Here is a 17,601-nt window from a genome sequence, read left to right as displayed (position 1 = left end):
GAGGACTGACTGAGCCGTGAAGCTGGATTCCATGTACCAGGACGTCATCCTGGACCACTACAAGCACCCCCACGGGCGCGGTCTTCGGGACGGCGACGCCGAGGTGCACCACGTCAACCCGACCTGCGGTGACGAGATCACGCTGCGCGTACGGCTCAACGGTGCGACCGTGGAAGACGTGTCGTACGAGGGCCAGGGCTGCTCCATCAGCCAGGCCAGCGCGTCCGTGCTCAACGACCTGCTGGTCGGCAAGGAGCTGGGCGAGGCGCAGAAGATCCAGGAAACCTTCCTGGAGCTGATGCAGTCCCGCGGCCAGCTGGAGCCGGACGACGCGATGGAAGAGGTGCTGGAGGACGCGGTCGCGTTCGCCGGCGTCTCGAAGTACCCGGCCCGCGTCAAGTGCGCCCTGCTGAGCTGGATGGCTTGGAAGGACGCCACCGCCAAGGCCCTCTCCGAGGAGGCGAAAACCGCATGACCGACAACGCAGTGACCACCAAGCCGGCCTCGGAGGAAGAGGTCCGCGAGGCCCTCTACGACGTCGTCGACCCCGAGCTGGGCATCGACGTCGTCAACCTGGGCCTGATCTACGGCATCCACGTGGACGACGCGAACATCGCCACCATCGACATGACGCTCACCTCGGCGGCCTGCCCGCTGACCGACGTCATCGAGGACCAGGCGAAGTCCGCCACGGACGGCATCGTCAACGAGTTGAAGATCAACTGGGTCTGGATGCCGCCGTGGGGCCCGGACAAGATCACGGACGACGGACGTGAGCAGCTCCGGGCACTGGGGTTCAACGTCTGATCGGGACTCTCCCCGTCTGTTTCGGCTGCGCCCGCCGGGTTCTCCCGGCGGGCGCAGCCGTTTTTCTTGTCTACTTGCGCGCCGCGCGGAACACCTCGGTCATCTGCATGGCGGTAGTGAGGTTGATACGGCCGGTGTCGATGAGATGCATAGGCGAACCGAGCCCGGCAACCGGATGCGGGTCCAGCCGCAGGCTGGGGAACTGAACGCCGACGGCCCGCGCGGCCTCGCCGAGATCGCACATGATTTCGCGGGCGGTTTCGGCGGGAGACATGTTCTCGAAGCGGCTGCTCACGCGCTGTACCTCCGTAGGGGGTGGGGTGGATTTTCCGCTTACAGAGTGGAGTCGCGCGAGTACGCTCGCCAGTAGGCAAGGAGTGACAAAAAGCGGGTCACACAGAGGAGTTGCCCGTATGGCCGGTAAGCGCATCTCGAAATCCCGTACGGCTTATGGGCAAGAGCTGAGAGAGCGCCGCGAGGCAGCGGGCCTCACTCAGGAACAGCTCAGTGAACTCGCCGTGATGTCGCGCACCCACATCGCCCATATCGAGGCGGGCAGGCGGAAACCGGCTCCGGACGATGCGCGGCGCCTCGATCGGGTGCTAAACACCGGGGGCGTATTTGGGCGGTTCTTGCCCACGTTGGACGCCCGGTCTCTGGCTGAGTATTTCGAGCAGGTGGCAGAGTTCGAGCAACAGGCCACGGTGATCCGTGAGTACGGGGCTACGTTGGTGCCGGGCTTGTTGCAGACGGAGGCGTACGCGCGGGCGGTGTTCCGGGCGTACTACCCTCCGAAGAGCGCCGAGGAATGTGACGGCTTTCTTGTCACGCGCCTGGAACGGGCCAGCATTCTGGCTGACCAGGTGTCCCCCGTGCTGTGGGTGCTTCTCGATGAGGCAGTGGTGCGGCGGCCAGTCGGCGGTCCCGAAGTCATGGCCGCGCAGTTGCGGCACATTGTCGAATTGGCGGAGCGAGAGCGCATTCGTCTCCACGTTCTTCCGTTCTCGGCTGGTGCTCACTCGCTGTTGGAGAGCAGCGTGACGCTCATGTGGTTCGACGACGCGCCCCCCATCGCCTACGTGGAGGGTCTGCACTCCGGCACGCTGCACGACGAACCGACAGTAGTTCTGGACAGTCAGGCGGCCTACTATCGGGCCTTGGGCGACGCGCGGTCGCACGAGGAGTCGCTGGGCCTGCTCAGGGCAGTTGCGGAGGACTACGAACATGAACGGCCACGGTGACGGCTCCTCAGCGGGGTGGCGCAAGTCCAGCTACAGCGGAGGCGCTGGGGGCAACTGCCTTGAAGTGGCGGATGGCGCGACAGGGATAGTCCTGGTGCGGGACTCGAAGATCCCGGACGGCCCGGCGCTCGTCTTCTCCGACGCGGCCTTCGCGTCGTTCGTCGGGGCTGTCCGGCACACTGGTGGGCATGGCCGTTTCTCTGTATCAACTGTCCATTGATGCGCACGACTTGAAGGGGCTCGCCTCCTTCTGGGCCCAGGTGCTGGACTGGCGCATCGTGTACGAGGACGAGGAGGAGGTGATCATCGCGGTCGACGAGCACGCGCTGCCGGGCATCGGCTTCCTCGCCGTACCGGAGGCCAAGGCGGGGAAGAACCGGCTGCACATCGAGCTCTCGCCCGACGATCAGGCCGCCGAGGTCGAGCGGATCATCGGGCTCGGGGCGCGTCGGGCGGATGTGGGTCAGGGGGACGACGTGTCGTGGGTGGTGCTGGCGGACCCCGAGGGGAACGAGTTCTGCGTGCTGCGACCGAAGAAGTCGTTGCTGGATTGAGGTCGGGGTGATCGCCGAGCGCAGCGTTACGTACGGGCGTACGCAACGTTGTGTACGCTCGTACGTATGGTGTACCTGACGCTTGCCGGAGCTATTGCCTCCGAGATCCTCGCGACGACCGCGATGAAGTACAGCGACGGTTTCAGCAAGCTGTGGCCCTCGCTGGGGACCGTGCTGGGGTATGTCGTCGCGTTCGTGCTGCTCGCGAAGACCTTGAAGACGATGGACGTCGGTACGGCGTACGCGATCTGGTCGGGGGCCGGGACGGCCGTTGTCGCGGCGATCGGGATGGTGTTCCTGGGGGAGGCGGCGACCGCCGCGCGGATCATCGGGGTGGTGCTCGTGATCGCGGGGGTCGTCGTGCTGAATCTGGGCGGGGCGCACTGATGCCGCGCCGTTACGACCCGGAACGGCCGCAGCGGATCATCGACGCGGCGATCCGCGTGGTGGGCGAGCGGGGCATCGCCGGGCTCAGCCACCGGGCGGTGGCGGCCGAGGCGGACGTACCGCTGGGGTCCACGACGTACCACTTCGCCTCGTTGGACGATCTGCTGGTGGCGGCGTTGCGGCAGGTCAACGGGGCGTGGCTGGCCGGGATCGAGGAGTGGGAGCGAGGGGTGGACGCCGCCGTCCCCCTCGCGGACGAGCTGACGCGGCTGGTCGAGGAGTCGCTGACCGGCGACCGGGCGCGGGCGGAGCTGGAGTACGAGCTGTACCTCGCCGCGCTGCGGCATACGGCGGTGCGGCCGCTCGCGGCCGAGTGTCTGGACGCGATGGTCGGGCTGCTGGCGCGGCGGACCGGCGATACGGGGACCGCGCGGGCGCTGGTCGGGCTGATCGACGGGCTGACGTTGCAACATTTGCTGACCGGGCGGGAGTTCGACCGGGCGGAGGTGCGGGACGCGGTGGCGCGGGTGCTGGGGTGAGGCGGTTGCCTGGTCGTCCCGGCCTCCGGACCGGTTCGCCTCCGTGGCCCCCCTCCGGTTAGGTTTTCGACATGACCGAAGCTGCTTCTCCCCGTACGACCGGCGCCGTCGCCGCCGGCCTCGCCACCGTCACCACCGACGGCACCGTCCTCGACACCTGGTTTCCCGCGCCGGAGCTGGTGGCCGACCCCGGTCCCGCCGGGACCGAGCGGCTGAGCGACGAGCGCGCCGTCGAGCTGCTCGGCGAGGCCGCGCCGAAGGCGGTCGGCACCGACGCGCGCCGTGGCGTCGAGGTCGTGGCCGTCCGTACGGTCATCTCGTCGCTGGACGACAAGCCGCTGGACGCGCACGACGTGTACCTGCGCCTGCACCTGCTCAGCCACCGGCTGGTCAAGCCGCACGGCCAGAGCCTGGAGGGCATGTTCGGCCTGCTGGCCAACGTCGCCTGGACCTCGCTGGGCCCGGTGCCCGTCGACCAGGTGGAGACCGCGCGCCTGAACGCGCGCGCCGAGGGCCTGCACCTCCAGGTCACCAGCGTCGACAAGTTCCCCCGGATGACGGACTACGTCACCCCGGCGGGCGTACGGATCGCCGACGCCGACCGGGTGCGGCTCGGCGCGCACCTCGCCGCCGGCACCACCGTCATGCACGAGGGCTTCGTCAACTTCAACGCGGGCACGCTCGGCACCTCGATGGTCGAGGGCCGCATCTCCGCGGGCGTCGTCATCGGCGACGGTTCGGACATCGGCGGCGGCGCCTCCACCATGGGCACGCTGTCCGGCGGCGGCAAGCAGATCATCTCGATCGGCGAGCGCTGCCTGCTCGGCGCGGAGTCGGGCATCGGCATCGCGCTGGGCGACGAGTGCGTGGTCGAGGCCGGCCTGTACGTGACCGCGGGCACCCGCGTCACCATGCCCGACGGCCAGGTCGTCAAGGCCGCCGAACTCTCCGGCGCCGACAACATCCTCTTCCGCCGCAACTCCACCACCGGCACCGTCGAGGCCCGCCCCAACAAGGCCAACTGGGGCGGCCTGAACGACGTGCTGCACAGCCACAACTGATCAACGGCGGCCGCGACCTGCGGCCGTCTACTGGATCAACGCCCTGAACTGCGCGGCACTCGTCGCCAGTTTTCAGCGCTGGTCACCAACGAGCGCCCTTCCATGGCCCCAGGACGGCCCCGGGAGGGCGCTTCTAGTTCATGAGGTCGGCTGGCCAGGACTAAGGGCTGTCCCGTTACTGCTGATCACAGTGGGATGCTCTTGATGTGGCTGGTGTGATCACGGCGTCGGAGCCGTCCTGGATAGTCCCGTTCACCGGGCTGAGCCCACGCTGCTTCGGCAAGTTGGTCACCCACGTGCGCCGCGGGACCGCGGGCGACTCGCAGCGTGGGCGGCCGTGGAGCCTTCCTCTGGAGGATCGAGTGTTGCTGGTTGCCGGGTACTGGCGCACGAATTTGACGCTGCGCCAGCTCGGTCCGCTCTTCGGCGTCTCCAAATCGGCGGCCGACCGGATCATCGACCACCTCGGCCCCAAGCTCGCCTTCCAGCCGCGTAGGCGGTTCCGCCAGGCCACTGTGCTCATCGTGGACGGCACGCTCGTGCCCACACGCGACTACACAGTGGCCGAGCAGTCGAAGAACTACCGTTACTCGACCAACCACCAGGTCGTCATCGATGCCGACACCCGCCTCGTCGTGGTGGTCGGCCGACCGCTGCCCGGCAACCGCAACGACTGCCGAGCGTGGGCAGAATCCGGAGCGAAGGGCGCCGTCGGTGCCACGATGACCATCGCAGACGGCGGCTATCCGGGTACCGGCCTGGTGATTCCCCACCGCCGCGCGAAAGGCCAAGCCGAACTGCCGGGCTGGAAGCAAGAGCACAATCGCTCCCACAAACAGGTCAGGGCCCGTGTCGAGCACGCCTTCGCCCGCATGAAGGGGTGGAAGATCCTGCGCGACTGCCGCCTCAAGGGCGACGGCGTGCACCACGCGATGCTCGGCATCGCGCGCCTGCACAACCTGGCCCTTGTGGGCTGAGAGGGCGTTCTCTCTCCGATCCCCATGTGTGGTTTTCGCTGGTCAGACATGAGGTCGAAGCTGGAGGCCCATCGGGGCGATGCCCCGGGCGTGAAGCGTTGCCGATGGACTACCAGGCGTTGGTGAGGAGCGGAGCGGTCGTGGTGACAGGTCAGGGGGTGAGGGCGTACTCGGTGAAGTGGCCGCAGGCGGTGAAACCGAGGCGGCGGTAGACGGGTTCTCCGTCGGCGGATGCCTGCAGCACCGCGGTCTCGTAGCCCGCGTCCCGGGCGGTGTGCAGGGTGGCCGCGGTGATGGCGCCGCCGTAACCTCGGCGGCGGTCGGCGGCGAGTGTGGCGATGTTGTAGATGCCGGCGACGCCTGCGTGCAGGAAGACCTCGGCCGAGCAGACGGGACGGCCGTCGACGTAGCCGACCAGGTAGCGGGCGGAGCAGTCGTCGGCGAGCGCCCAGTCGGCGGTGTCGGCGAAGAACTGGCGCACCGTGGCGGCGGGCGGGTTCCAGTTCGCGGCGAGGATCGTGGCGTAGTCGGCGAGCTGTTCCGGGGTGGTGGCCGGGCGGATCTCCAGGCCGTCGACGTGCGCGTCGGGGAGGGAGTCGCGCAGGTCCTTCCACATGCCCGCCTCCGATTCCGACGCCTCCAGGCCGGCGGACTGAAGATGCTCGGCGAGATTGTCCGGCGTGGAGGCGGGACCCACCCACCAGGAGAAGGGGCGGCCGGTGGCGGCCAGGGTCCGGGCCGTCTCCGCGGCGCGCGCCGGGGCGGTGCCCGGGGTGAAGCGGGCCGTCGCGACGATGTTGAAGGTGTCATCGTCGAGACCGCTGTCGGCGATCAGCAGGTCCCCGGTCTCAGTGACGGACGCGCCCTTTAGGGTTCGGTGCAGGTGGCAGGCGTGCTCGGCGAGATTCTGCTCCATCGCGAGCGGAAGGTCCAATTCATTGACGGACGGGATGTGCATGGGGCTCATGATGACCCATCCCAGCATGCCGTCTGGGGTGCTCGCAGGTCCTTTTTCCGTACCTGTGAACGGGCCGTCCAGGAGCTGTCCGCTGGATCAGGGGATTCTGGCAGCGAAGGCACGGTGTGACGGGTCGCGCGGTCAGTGCGCGAGCCTCGTGGCTCACGCCTCGGACGCAGCCCTCGCCCAGGACGCCACCGTGACCACACAACCCGTTCCGGGAGCAGGGACGGCAGACAGCGACATCCCGTTCTTTCCAGCCACCCAGCCAGTTCCCTGCTGCCCGTCGGATCAGCTCTGACATGCCGGGCACGGTTTCGGGACAACTCTTAGACATCCCGCCAGTCTGGGAACTGAGACTGAGGTGTGACGGACACTGGTGGCACTAGCTAACCGTGGCTTGCCGAACTGAAGAGTTCTCGTCCTAGCCCAGTGACTCAAAACGAGTACAAGGCGCGTTGGTCCGGCTGTACGATCCCGCCATGTCCAACTGGGTTCCGTTGTCTGTACGTAGAGGGCTGAGTGCGCCACCCCAGATCGAAGAGGGTGTTCCTGCTCACCTGGCACCTTCCTTGGAATACTGGATTCAAGGTGTTCTCGGCTACCGATCCAGGCATGGCATGAATACGCCTCTGATTCAGCGTGCCGCGATGGCGATTCGCATTCCCATTCCAAATACTTACGACACATAAATGATGCAGAGCCTTATTCTTCAAGCTGCGCAGAACGAGGATCAATTCCTTGATCTCGTCGATTACTTGTTGAGCACAGGGAGTGGGGACTCCACGGCTTCTAGCTTGGAAGACGCGCTTGCGGTAGGTGGATCTGCGTGGATGCTTTCAGCGGACTGCAGGAGCCTGCAACGTCGGATCGACGGGACCGCCCAAGCTAGTTACGAGTCAGCAGTGGCGCCCGCCGACCAGGCCAGTGACGAGCTGAAGCAGGCATGGGGTCGTGCGTTCTCTCGCGAGCCAGATGCTTCGGATGCTTGGGACCACGCCATCAAGGCTGTCGAGGCTGTGCTAATTCCAGTGGTGGTTCCGAAGCAAGAAAAATCTCAACTTGGCCACGTCGTAGGTTCCCTTCGCAGCCAAAGAAGCCGATGGAGGCTAATTCTCCCCGGCGCAAAATTGGACCATAGCGTTGAGCCCCTAGTGTCGATGCTTGATGCGCTCTGGCCAAATCCTGATCGACATGCTAATGGGGTAAATCGAAAACCAACCTTGGATGAGGCCCAAGCTGCGGTTCACTTGGCCGTCGCGATCGTGCAGTGGGCGAGAGGAAATGCCCTGTCGCTGATCACTTCAAAGTGAAGCGGCTAAGTTAGAAGTCGGGGGAGCGGTCCTGTTCGGAGCTGAAATAGAGTCGGTGATCATGACTCCTCAAGACCACGCCGCTGGCGATAAGCAGGTCAAATTGTGAGTGAGGTCAAGTGATTCGCACGGTTGCGGAGCTTATTTCAGGCATTCTCCGAGACGAGTTGCCGAAACTCGACAATGCTCCTGTCAAGCACGCCCCAACCATTGGGGATATGTATGAGGGGTTGTCTTCCGACCTACTGAATCGCGCTCTTCCTGATGGCTTGGGGCTGCGGGTGGTATCCGGATTTGCTCGCGATGGTCAAGGGCGCCTATCCGGTCAACTGGACTGCATGGTGGTTCGGGGTGAGGGGGAAAAACTGCCATACGCTGAATCGTATGTATGGCATGTCAAAGACATTATTGCCGTGGTCGAAGTCAAGAAAAATCTCCACTCGGCCGAGCTTCGTGACGCGTTCGCTCAGCTTAAGAGCGTAAGTGTGATCGAGCACTCTTATTATCAAGGTGATGACGAGGAGCTGGACGACCCTGATCGCAGCATGGCTCCGTCAGCTAGGACGTTTGCCGAGATGACGGGTCGGGTTGCTTGGAATGCGGAAGGCCCCGTTGCGCTCCCATATGAAGAGGAGGCGTTGTTTGGTGCGCTTCTCTTGGAGCAAGTGTCTGCGATTCGAGTGATTCTTGGGATGCATGGATTCAAGAGTGAGCGCGCGTTTAGATCGGCAATGGTCGACTATCTTGAGCGAAATATCGGAGACAATGGGTTCGGCCCGACGTATTTCCCTCAACTGATCATTTCTGGTGGCTACTCTCTCGTGAAAGCCAATGGGCGACCATTCATGGCGGCGCTGCTTGATGGGTGGTGGCCTTTCTATTTTTCGACACCCGAGAATCCACTAAGGCTGCTACTGGAGTTCATTTGGACGCGACTAGATGAAATGTACGGATTTGGCCACGCGGCTTGGGGGGAAGATCTTGATATTGAGGTAGGGAGGGCTCTGTTGAGCTTCCGTGCTGCATGTGTCGACGGAAGGAAAGGCTGGGAAGTTCGAGCGCATGAAGCTGGCGATGAAGCGCTGAGTGCGATTCCGGTGGTGGAGCAGTGGAGCCCGGAGTTCCTCGGAAAAGTAGAGTTCGTTCTACTCTCTCGCCTCTGCCAAGGGGAAGAGGTTCGTTGTGATGACCCCAAAATGATCTCATGGCTAGAGTCCCATGGCGTTGAATTTAACGACGTGCGCGCCCGTCTGCTGGAAACCCGTCTTGTTGCCTCTGCTGGGAAAAGTTTGAAGCTCATTACGAAGAAATGTCAGTTGGTGATTTTGCCAACGGGGGAGTATGTTGCCGCAGAAAATAGCACTGGGCGGTTGGATCGTTGGATCTCTCGTCGGATTGCAGCACAGCGCAATGGCGTTTCGGGTGAGGGGCTAGTATGAATGATATCGAAAATCCGGCCCCGCCCTGCAGGCAGGCGAGCTGAAATCGATAAATCGGGCCGACGTGGGCAATCATGCTTCTTTGTGGCGCGGCACGGCGCAAATACACTAGGTCGGAGGAGCGGCTTTGGGCTAGAGCTGCTTTGGGGCGAGCGATCATGGCCGTTAAGCTGATGACGAGTCGGGCAGTTTGTGGACTACCCGTTGAAGCACAACGTTGGGCCATGATCTCAGAGGCTCGCCCTAGAGTGGCTGCCTGCAGCCGTGGAGCCGACCGCCCCAGCCATAGAGGGTGTTTCCTGACCTCGCCCGCATGCACGTAGCGGGCCGCCGGGCCCGGCCAGTCGGGGCGCAGACAGGAGGCAGGCCGGGTCGCTGAGGCGGCCCGCGCCCGCGCAGTGCGCGGGAGAGTGTTTGACCTGCTGCGCCATCAGAACAGCCACAACTGAGCCTCGGCGCCGCTCCCGCAACGGGCGGCGCACCCGGCACGCACGGCGGCCCGGTGGGATCTCCCCGCCGGGCCGCCGTCGTGTCCTGGCCGGTATCGGACGGTGCCAAAAGGGCCGTTCCTGGGCACCATGGCGGGACGGTGTCCAACGGACCGACCGGACCGGGAGGCGTCATGAGGCTGGGTAAACCGCTCGCTGTCGGTATCGCGGAGGACGTGGAGGTCGAGGAGAGGGCGGCAGGGTCTCTGGTGGTGACGGAGGAGGCCGGGGTGCCGGTTTCCGGTGGAAGCGCGGAGGCGTCGGGCGCCGATGAGACGCGACGGGAACGCGTGCTGACCGGGCGATGAAACTGCGGCTGCCCGAGGAGCGTCCCGCGACGCCGCCCCTGGGGTACAAGCTCGCGCATCCGGTCATCTCCCACGACGGCAGCCGGGTCGGGTTCGCCGGGATCTCTCTCGGCGGCGCGCTGCCGTACGGATTCGTGGATGAGGCCCGCTGTGTGTACGGGAGGCGCCACCGCTGCCCGGCGCTGCGCTGTGACTGCGGCTTCTACTGCCTGCACACGTTCGACCAGGCCCTGGCCCTGGCGTGTGCGAGCGAGTACCACCGGGCGGTGTTGCTGGAGGTGACCGTCCTCGGGTCGTACATCCGCTTCGAGCGCGGGATGCGGTACGCGCGGCAGCGGGTGCGGGTGGCGCGGGTCGGCGCGTGCGCGTGCGGCATGGAGCCGTGCGCGTTCGCGGACGCGGGGTGGGGGCGTACGGGCTGGCGGGTGCTGACCGCCGTCTGCGCGCAGTGCGCTGCGCTGCGCGGGCGGACGGCGTTCGCTTCCTGGACGGCGGTCGGCTTCGCGGAGTTCGTACGGCGCGGGGGCGGGCCGCTGCGGATCGTGGCGGGCGGCGAACCGGACGGCGGCGAACCGGACGGCGGCCCGTAACGGTATCCGTACGGTACGGAGACGGGTGCATGTCATGAGCCCGCTACGCTGACCGCATGCGCGATCTTGTGGCGGGAACGGGGTATCTGGGGAAGGGGCAGCGATGGGTTGCCCGGCACGGCCGGTGGTGGGGGTTCGGGATGATTCCCGCGCTCATCGCCCTCGTGCTGTACGCGGGGGCGCTGGTCGCGCTGGCCTTCTTCGCGGGTGACCTCGCGGCCTGGACGACGCCGTTCGCGGACACCTGGGGATCGCCCTGGCAGGGGGTGCTGCGCGGGCTGTTCGTCGCGCTGCTCTTCGCGGGCGGGCTGCTGCTGTCCGTACTGACCTTCACCGCTGTCACGCTGCTGATCGGCGACCCCTTCTACGAGTCGCTGTCGGAGAAGGTGGAGGAGAGCGAGGGCGGCTGCCCGCCGGGTCCGGGACTGCCGCTGTGGCGGGAGTTGTGGGTCTCGCTGAGGGACAGTGTGCATGTGCTGGTGCGGGCGGCCGGTTTTGGGCTGCTCTTCTTCGCGCTGGGGTTCATCCCGGTGGTCGGACAGACCGTGGTGCCCGCGATCGGCTTCTGCGTCTCGGGCTTCTTCCTGACGGTGGAGCTGACGTCGGTGGCGATGCAGCGGCGCGGCATCCCCGTGCGGGAGCGGCTGCGGATGCTGCGCGGCCGCAAGGGGCTCGCCGTCGGTTTCGGTACCCCGCTGGTGCTGCTGTTCCTCGTGCCGTTCGTGGCGGTGTTCCTGATGCCGGGGGCGGTGGCCGGCGCGACGCTGCTCGTCCGCGACCTCACGGCGGATGGCGAGGAAGCGGCCGAGGAAGGGGCCGAGAGGGACGGAGTTACTGCTGTGCAGTCTTCAGGGCCGCCGCCAGCGCGCTGGTGACCTCGGGGCCTGCTGCCAGGAGCGGTGCGCGGACCGGTCCGGCGGGCAGGCCGAGCATGGTGAGGAGCGCCTTGGCGGTGACCGCGCCGGGGTGTTCCGTTCCCATCATCGCCGCGATGAGCGGTACCAGGCGGAGGTAGCGGCGCGTGGCCCCGGCCGGGTCGCCCGCGTCGTACGCGTCGAGGACGGCCCGTACCTCGCGCGGCGCCGCGTTGGCCACCGTGCTGACGCACCCGACGGCGCCGGCGGCCCGCAGCGGGAGGGCCTGCTCGTCGCAGCCCGCGTAGTACGCGAGCCCGGTCGTGGCCAGCACCTTCGCGGTCTTCATGAGGTCGTATGCACAGTCCTTGACGCCGCGTATACGTGGGTGTTCCGCGAGGCGCAGGAGGGTGTCGGCGGCCAGCGCGGTGCCGGTGCCGGTGCGCCCGGGGATGTCGTAGAGCATGACCGGCAGGCCGGTGGCGTCGGCGACCGTACGCAGGTGGTGGGCGACGGCTCCCTGGCCGGGGCAGGAGTAGGCGGGCGCGGCGACGAGCAGGCCGTGGGCGCCGGCGCGTTCGGCGGCGCGGGCCAGGGCCACGCTGTGCCGGGTGTCGCTGGTGCCGACCCCGGCGGTGATCAGCGCCCGGTCGCCGACCGCCTCGGCGACGGCCCGGACCAGGGCTTCCTTCTCGGCGTCGGTGGTCGTCGGCGACTCGCCGGTGGTGCCGCTGAGGACGAGGCCGTCACAGCCCTCGCCGACGAGGTGGACGGCGAGGCGCTGCGCGCCGTCGAGGTCCAGGGCGCCGTCGGCGGTGAACGGGGTGATCATGGCGGCGGCCGTGCGGCCGAAAGGCGGTGGGGTCGCGCTGTCCGTGTCCGTGGTGGTCATGGAGCGGAGTCTGTCCCCACCGCACTGTTCAGGTCTACTTAGATGTGCTGAGGCGATATTTAAGGGGCACTACGGCTTTAGGCGCAGCACCTGCGGGTCGTGGTCGCTCGACTGGTCGGCGTACTCCGCGTTGATGTGGACGATGTCGTAGTCCACGCGGCGCAGGTGGCGGCTGGTGAGCATGTGGTCGAGCACCTGTGAGTTGCCCTGGTAGACGTAGCCGTACCGCTCGCCGCGCGGCAGCCGGTCGACGAGGTCGGTGAGGACGCCGCCGGCGGTCAGGGCCTTGAGCGCGGGGGAGAACTGGTAGTCGTTGAGGTCTCCCAACACACGGAACTAGACGTTCTGGAGTGTTGCCGTGGTGGCATCCACGCTGGTCAAGCCTGGTAACGGGAATTCGCTGGTCCCCACGGAGGGCATGACCAGCACACCCAACCCCCTCGCCGGCACGGTCTTCACCGAGACTCTTCGGGGCGTGCGGTGCGTCCGGCTGTCCGTACTCACTGACGAGACCACCAGCCCCGAGCGGCAGCGCGAAGCGGACGACAAAGCCGCCGCAGCACACAACATCGACTTCGGCGAGGGCGACGCACTACGGGAAGCCGTAGACCTAGACGTGTCCGCGAGCAAGGTTTCCCCATTCGACCGCCCCGAACTCGGCGGATGGCTCGCCCGGCCGGACGAGTTCGACGTACTTGTCTGGTGGCGTTTCGACCGCGCTATTCGGTCCATGGCCGACATGCACGATCTGGCGAAATGGGCGAAGCAACACCGGAAGATGCTCATCTTTGCTGAGGGAATTGGCGGGGGTGAACTCGTCTTCGACTTTCGCCAGCCCCAAAACCCCATAAGTGAACTCATGATGATGATGCTCGCTTTCGCCGCTCAGGTGGAGTCACAGAGCATCAGTGACCGGGTTACCGGCGCCATGGCGGCAATGCGCAAGATGCCGCTTCGGTGGCGTGGCGGTGGTCGCCCGCCCTACGGTTACATGCCCGCCCCCATGCCCAAGGAGCACGGCGGAATCGGCTGGACGTTGGTCCCTGACCCGGACGCAGTCAAGGTCATTGAGCGTGTTGTCCGGGAACTCTTGGAAGGGAAGACTGCCGCTGTTGTGGCGATTGGCCTCAATGAGGACAAGGTGCCGACTCCGCGCGATCACTGGGCTGTGAAGAACGGCCGCAAGAAGGGCGGTAAGACTGGCGGAGAAAAGGGACTTGTTAAGGATGTGTTCAACTGGACTGGTTCTGTCATTGCTCGAATGCTCAAGAATCCCACACTTATTGGCTGGAAGATGCACAAGGGTAAGCCGGTTCGGGATGCAGAGGGTAACCCCGTCATGACTACCGAACAGCCTGTGATGGAGCGCGCCGAGTTCGACCAAATTGGGGCTCTGTTGGATGAGCGGGGTGTGGAAAACCGGGAACGGTCGGACACCGACGCCTTTCTGTTGCGCGTCATCCACTGCGAAAACTGCGGCGGACGCATGTACCTAGACAAGATGACCAGCAGCAAGAAGGGGCAACGTCCCATCTACAAGTGCAACGCACATGCGCGGGGTGACAGGTGCGAGAAGCCCGCGAACATCAGGGGCGATTGGACCGACGAATACGTTGAAACCGAGTTCCTTCGGCGGGCCGGCTCCATCCAGACGACACATGTAGTCGAGATCCCCGGATACGACCCCGAGCCCGAGCTACGCGCCACCCTCACGGAGTTCGAGGAACACCAAGAGCAGAAGGGTCGGCAGAAGTCCAAGCACGCCGCTCGGGCATGGCAGGAACGCGCAGACGCACTAGACGCGCGCATTGCCGATCTGGAGACCCGCGAGAAGCGCGAGCCCCAGCGCATCGTCACGCCGACGGGCAAGACGTTCGCCGACGAGTGGGCGGAGAAGGACACCGCGGGCCGCCGCGCCATGCTCATTGAGGCAGGGGTCCGGCTCGACGTACGGCGCGGTACCCGTGGCGGATGGCGGAAGCTGGACACGCGACGCGTGGACTTCACCATGACCGGAGAACTCGACCCCGCCGCGGAAGCCGTTGCCGTTGCCGCTGCGGATGCCGAAGCTGAGGCCCGCAACGATGCACCCCCAGCACCGGGCAGCAAGGCTCGGCTTGCTGAGCCCGCCCCCGAGCTGGTGCAAGCCGCATAGCAGGCTCAGCCAGACCGACAGCGACGAGAGGTGATGGAGTGACGGTTTACACCACTTTTTAGGAACACGTAGAAAAAATAAGAGAGAAGAGAGAACGGTGTCTTGTCCGGCACCGCATCACTTGGAGTGCGGGAATCCGTCGGTCCCTACTACTCGCGAACCAGGGACACAGCGAGTCCGGACGACCCACCGCGCGAGCGGGTAGGGCGCGGGAATCTACTGGTCCCTACTCATCCCGGGAGAGGTTCCGCGTCACCTCGTCCACCACGGTGGGCAGGAATTCGCTGGTCCCTACTACTCCCACAGAGAGCGGGATTACCGCGCACCCACCCCATGGGGGACTCAGGCGGTCTGAGTGCCCGCTCTCTCGGAAACGGCGTTGCCCGTGCACCACGCACCCCCGCGTTACTCGGGGGTGGCCGCTGGGGTCGTGTGGCGACGCTGCGGGGACTGCACCGCCCACGAGTAACCCACCCTCCGGGGTGCGCCGAAAGGGGTCGTAAGCGCGTGCAGTCCCCACCCCGCCGGACCGGCTCTACGCAGGTTGCGCGGGGGTGAGCCCGCCTAGCCCAATTGGCAAGAGGCACGCGGTTTAGACCCGCGGTGTTCCCGGTTCGAGTCCGGGGGCGGGCACGTACTCGTCTGGGGCTAGCCCTGGACGCGCAATACCTCGCGCACACGATCTAGCCCGACGCGCCGAATCAGCGGCGCAACGGGAACGCTGAACTTCCTTCCGGGGTCGTCGCCAACGTCGATGATCCGTTCCGGAAACAGCCCCTCGCGGGCTTGGACCAACGCGTCTGCGGGGTCCATGTCGAGGATTCGGGCTGCCATGTCCAAGGGGACCGTGGGCGGTAGCTCGTAGTCGGGAGTGTTGCTGTTCTTGTCGCCGCGCACGGTCAACACGATGTCGTCAAGCGGGTCCATGCCCCCGCTGACGGTGGGCCGTTCATCTCTGGTCATGGCGTCAACGCTACTGACCGCGGGCAGCACCCGCATCGCACTTGCCGCCCCGCACGGGGCAGTGACCAGAACTCACATCAAGGGGGCGCACATGCGCTGTATCGACTGCCCGGAGCCAGCGACCCACCGGGGACGTTGCGGGACTCACCACGGGGCGTATGAGGGGCGTACGGGTGTCCGTGCTCGCCGATCACGTGGTAGGCGCCGAGCGGCCCGGTACGACGCTGCTGCGAGGCTCCGCCGGCGGGTGGATGAGCGCGGGTCGGGCTGGTGCGACTGGTGCCTGAACGACTTCCCCGCGGACGTGGTGGAGATCGATCACGTGCGGCCCCTCGCGATGGGAGGGACCGACACGGACGGGAACGTTCAGGTCTTGTGCGTCGGCTGTCACCAGCTCAAGACGGAGACGGAGTTTGATCGGGGCGGCACGTCGGCGGCGCCCATCTCGGCGGAGGCCGGAGCGTCGGCATCCGGGCGACCTGGGGTAGGGGTCGTCAGGGCGAACCCAGACCCGTATCCAGGTCGAGGACCGGACGGTGACGGCGGCTGTGATGGTGGTTGCGCCGAATAGCGTCGTCAGCCCCGCCGCACTGGTTCATCGCTCCCAGGATCGGCAGCTTCCCAAGATTGTTGCTGGCGGCACCGCTTCCGGCCGTGGTGGCACCGGTCGCGTGAGCGCCTGTCTTGTTAGCGCACAGCGTGCTGAATGCTGGTGACAAGAGGACACCGATCCCTCCAGCGGACGCGGGTGTGGCAGTGGCGAGCCCAGTTCCGATCGCTGCTGCGGTGACGGCGAGCACCGTGACAGTCCTACGGGTGATCATGCCCTACGAACGATGGTCGGCGCGGTAGGTCACCGCTGATCGCACGAACGGACCTCCGCGGGCGGTCATCGCTCCCACCATTCGGGCCCGGAGCCAGTGCCGCGCCATCGGGCTCGTACCTGCTCTAGTGACGTGATCAGGTCTGCCACGTCGGTTGCGGTCAGCTCCAAGTTGGACGGCTCCCCGTCCTCGGACTGCCCATACAGACGGACGGTGTGCCGTGGCGTGTGGGTGATGCGGGTTAGGTTCCGCGGGTGTGGGTTGGGTTTTGGGCTCATGGGCTCGGTCTCCTTGCTGCTAGATGAGGTTGCTGAACGCGCGCCACCCGTCCGGCTCCCACTCCCCGCGAGGTCCCCGGAAACGGTCGTAGCGGGCAGGGCTTATGCATGTAGCCCACCGCATGAGTTCCAACCAGGCCGCGTCAGCTTCACGGCCCCATCCCTCGCCGGCTCGCTCGACCACGTCCAGGCTCATACCGATGCGCTGTTCAATCACTGCGACTTGATCGCGAGTCCCCTCGGGAAGCATGTCTCCGCGAGTGTTCATCATCGCGTGCAGCCGCTCGCAGCTCTCCGCTAGGTGCGTGCGCATAGCCGCGAGGTTCGCCGCCGTGGGACGGGGCTGGACGCACAGTTCCAGGAGCCCGCCGGACGCGAGTGCGTGCCAGTACTCCGATTCTCGGTACAGCTTGCTCCGCTTGGTATCCGACAGCCCCGAGTAGTACATGGGGCGGTCGCCGGCCGCCTTGGCGTCCGCTCGGGCTTGCTTAACCCATTGCTTCACCAGCGCTGTCACATCTGACGGCGTGTAGTCCGCTGCTGTCATTCCTGCCCCTCTCCTGCGGCTTGGTCCCAGGCTTGCCGACTCGCGCGCTCTCGTCTGCGCCGTAGGACCAGAAGACGTGTCGTGCGCGTCATACCCCCACCCCTGGAGGTGATCCCCCCTGCCCCGAAAGCCCCGTACCCCCTGCCCGATCCCCGGGTGCCCCGAGCTGACCCGTGGTGGCCGCTGTGAGGCTCACGAGCGTGAGGCGAATCGTTTGCGTGGCTCGTCTGCGGAGCGTGGCTACGGGACTTGGTGGCAGCGGGTCCGGCGCCGCTACCTGTACCACCATCCGTGGTGCGTGCTGTGCTCGCGCGTCGCGACGGTTGCTGACCATTTCCCGTTGTCGAGACGGGAGTTGGTAGCTCAAGGTGTCGCCGAGCCTGACGCGTGGTCGCGTCTGCGTCCGCTGTGCACGCAGTGTCACAA

Annotated in this window: 20 protein-coding genes, 1 tRNA gene and 1 pseudogene; 16 read left to right on the top strand and 6 right to left on the bottom strand. The window is 66.2% G+C overall.

Going from position 1 to position 17,601, the window contains the following annotated elements; translation table 11 throughout:
• Window positions 1-16: 16 nt before the first annotated feature.
• A complete protein-coding gene (sufU, locus tag ACH4OW_RS24080; protein ID WP_003983960.1) occupies window positions 17-475 on the top strand; it encodes a Fe-S cluster assembly sulfur transfer protein SufU in 459 nt (152 codons plus the stop codon).
• Window positions 472-807, top strand: coding sequence for a metal-sulfur cluster assembly factor (locus tag ACH4OW_RS24075; RefSeq protein ID WP_030021265.1), 336 nt, complete (start codon window positions 472-474; stop codon window positions 805-807). Before sufU ends, ACH4OW_RS24075 begins: the two co-directional genes overlap by 4 nt.
• Before the next feature lie 70 nt (window positions 808-877).
• Here the strand turns inward: ACH4OW_RS24075 and ACH4OW_RS24070 are convergent, their stop codons facing one another.
• Window positions 878-1,102: a hypothetical protein gene (locus ACH4OW_RS24070; RefSeq protein WP_360126530.1), complete on the bottom strand. Its 225-nt coding sequence runs from the start codon at window positions 1,100-1,102 to the stop codon at window positions 878-880.
• A gap of 118 nt (window positions 1,103-1,220) precedes the next feature.
• On the opposite strand from ACH4OW_RS24070, the gene ACH4OW_RS24065 reads away from it, so the two are divergent.
• The 7 genes from ACH4OW_RS24065 (at window position 1,221) to ACH4OW_RS24035 (ending at window position 5,566) form a co-directional block, all read left to right on the top strand.
• Window positions 1,221-2,048, top strand: a complete 828-nt coding sequence (locus ACH4OW_RS24065; RefSeq protein ID WP_398029982.1) for a Scr1 family TA system antitoxin-like transcriptional regulator — start codon at window positions 1,221-1,223, stop codon at window positions 2,046-2,048.
• Window positions 2,032-2,268 carry a DUF397 domain-containing protein gene (locus tag ACH4OW_RS24060; RefSeq protein WP_398029981.1) on the top strand — a complete coding sequence of 79 codons (237 nt, stop codon included), beginning with the start codon at window positions 2,032-2,034 and terminating at the stop codon, window positions 2,266-2,268. The genes ACH4OW_RS24065 and ACH4OW_RS24060 overlap by 17 nt, the downstream gene beginning before the upstream one ends.
• Complete coding sequence (locus ACH4OW_RS24055; RefSeq protein WP_360126521.1) at window positions 2,237-2,602, top strand: VOC family protein; 366 nt, start codon at window positions 2,237-2,239, stop codon at window positions 2,600-2,602. Before ACH4OW_RS24060 ends, ACH4OW_RS24055 begins: the two co-directional genes overlap by 32 nt.
• Window positions 2,603-2,668: 66 nt before the next feature.
• Window positions 2,669-2,989, top strand: a complete 321-nt coding sequence (locus ACH4OW_RS24050; RefSeq protein WP_360126518.1) for a multidrug efflux SMR transporter — start codon at window positions 2,669-2,671, stop codon at window positions 2,987-2,989.
• Entirely contained in the window at window positions 2,989-3,528 is a 540-nt protein-coding gene (locus tag ACH4OW_RS24045; RefSeq protein WP_360126515.1) for a TetR family transcriptional regulator, read from the top strand. Before ACH4OW_RS24050 ends, ACH4OW_RS24045 begins: the two co-directional genes overlap by 1 nt.
• 71 nt (window positions 3,529-3,599) lie before the next feature.
• Window positions 3,600-4,589 (top strand): 2,3,4,5-tetrahydropyridine-2,6-dicarboxylate N-succinyltransferase, encoded by a 990-nt coding sequence (dapD, locus tag ACH4OW_RS24040; RefSeq protein WP_360126512.1) that lies wholly within the window; start codon window positions 3,600-3,602, stop codon window positions 4,587-4,589.
• Between the two features lie 206 nt (window positions 4,590-4,795).
• Entirely contained in the window at window positions 4,796-5,566 is a 771-nt protein-coding gene (locus tag ACH4OW_RS24035) for a transposase (protein ID WP_398029980.1), read from the top strand.
• A gap of 151 nt (window positions 5,567-5,717) precedes the next feature.
• On the opposite strand, the gene ACH4OW_RS24030 is transcribed toward ACH4OW_RS24035, so the two are convergent.
• Window positions 5,718-6,482, bottom strand: a complete 765-nt coding sequence (locus ACH4OW_RS24030) for a GNAT family N-acetyltransferase (RefSeq protein ID WP_398030078.1) — start codon at window positions 6,480-6,482, stop codon at window positions 5,718-5,720.
• A gap of 1,474 nt (window positions 6,483-7,956) precedes the next feature.
• Here ACH4OW_RS24030 and ACH4OW_RS24025 point away from each other — a divergent pair.
• From ACH4OW_RS24025 to ACH4OW_RS24010, 4 genes are all read left to right on the top strand, one after another.
• Window positions 7,957-9,276 (top strand): DUF6602 domain-containing protein, encoded by a 1,320-nt coding sequence (locus tag ACH4OW_RS24025; RefSeq protein ID WP_398029979.1) that lies wholly within the window; start codon window positions 7,957-7,959, stop codon window positions 9,274-9,276.
• A 622-nt stretch (window positions 9,277-9,898) separates the two neighbouring features.
• The gene (locus tag ACH4OW_RS24020; RefSeq protein ID WP_360126509.1) at window positions 9,899-10,072 is read left to right on the top strand and encodes a hypothetical protein; all 174 of its coding nucleotides are present in this window, start codon (window positions 9,899-9,901) and stop codon (window positions 10,070-10,072) included.
• Entirely contained in the window at window positions 10,069-10,662 is a 594-nt protein-coding gene (locus tag ACH4OW_RS24015) for a hypothetical protein (protein WP_360126506.1), read from the top strand. Before ACH4OW_RS24020 ends, ACH4OW_RS24015 begins: the two co-directional genes overlap by 4 nt.
• Before the next feature lie 56 nt (window positions 10,663-10,718).
• Window positions 10,719-11,537: an EI24 domain-containing protein gene (locus ACH4OW_RS24010; protein ID WP_398029978.1), complete on the top strand. Its 819-nt coding sequence runs from the start codon at window positions 10,719-10,721 to the stop codon at window positions 11,535-11,537.
• Here the strand turns inward: ACH4OW_RS24010 and dapA are convergent.
• Window positions 11,494-12,408 (bottom strand): 4-hydroxy-tetrahydrodipicolinate synthase, encoded by a 915-nt coding sequence (dapA, locus tag ACH4OW_RS24005; protein ID WP_398029977.1) that lies wholly within the window; start codon window positions 12,406-12,408, stop codon window positions 11,494-11,496. The genes ACH4OW_RS24010 and dapA overlap by 44 nt on opposite strands.
• A gap of 69 nt (window positions 12,409-12,477) precedes the next feature.
• A pseudogene (locus ACH4OW_RS24000) lies at window positions 12,478-12,738 on the bottom strand (endonuclease/exonuclease/phosphatase family protein); the annotation flags it as partial.
• A gap of 88 nt (window positions 12,739-12,826) precedes the next feature.
• Here ACH4OW_RS24000 and ACH4OW_RS23995 point away from each other — a divergent pair.
• Window positions 12,827-14,563, top strand: coding sequence for a recombinase family protein (locus ACH4OW_RS23995; RefSeq protein ID WP_398029976.1), 1,737 nt, complete (start codon window positions 12,827-12,829; stop codon window positions 14,561-14,563).
• 558 nt (window positions 14,564-15,121) lie between these two features.
• Window positions 15,122-15,196: transfer RNA gene (locus ACH4OW_RS23990), tRNA-Leu, on the top strand.
• Between the two features lie 15 nt (window positions 15,197-15,211).
• Here ACH4OW_RS23990 and ACH4OW_RS23985 read toward each other — a convergent pair.
• Window positions 15,212-15,526, bottom strand: a complete 315-nt coding sequence (locus tag ACH4OW_RS23985; protein ID WP_398030085.1) for a hypothetical protein — start codon at window positions 15,524-15,526, stop codon at window positions 15,212-15,214.
• On the opposite strand from ACH4OW_RS23985, the gene ACH4OW_RS23980 reads away from it, so the two are divergent.
• Complete coding sequence (locus tag ACH4OW_RS23980) at window positions 15,471-16,097, top strand: HNH endonuclease (RefSeq protein ID WP_398029975.1); 627 nt, start codon at window positions 15,471-15,473, stop codon at window positions 16,095-16,097. The genes ACH4OW_RS23985 and ACH4OW_RS23980 overlap by 56 nt on opposite strands.
• A 550-nt stretch (window positions 16,098-16,647) precedes the next feature.
• On the opposite strand, the gene ACH4OW_RS23975 is transcribed toward ACH4OW_RS23980, so the two are convergent.
• The gene (locus ACH4OW_RS23975) at window positions 16,648-17,175 is read right to left on the bottom strand and encodes a hypothetical protein (protein WP_398029974.1); all 528 of its coding nucleotides are present in this window, start codon (window positions 17,173-17,175) and stop codon (window positions 16,648-16,650) included.
• Between the last annotated feature and the right edge of the window lie 426 nt (window positions 17,176-17,601).

Source organism: Streptomyces sp. NPDC017056, assembly GCF_044332485.1.
In the GTDB taxonomy this organism is placed as follows: Bacteria; Actinomycetota; Actinomycetes; order Streptomycetales; family Streptomycetaceae; genus Streptomyces.
Note: the sequence above shows the minus strand (reverse complement) of the source record. Positions and strands in the feature narration are given on the sequence as shown.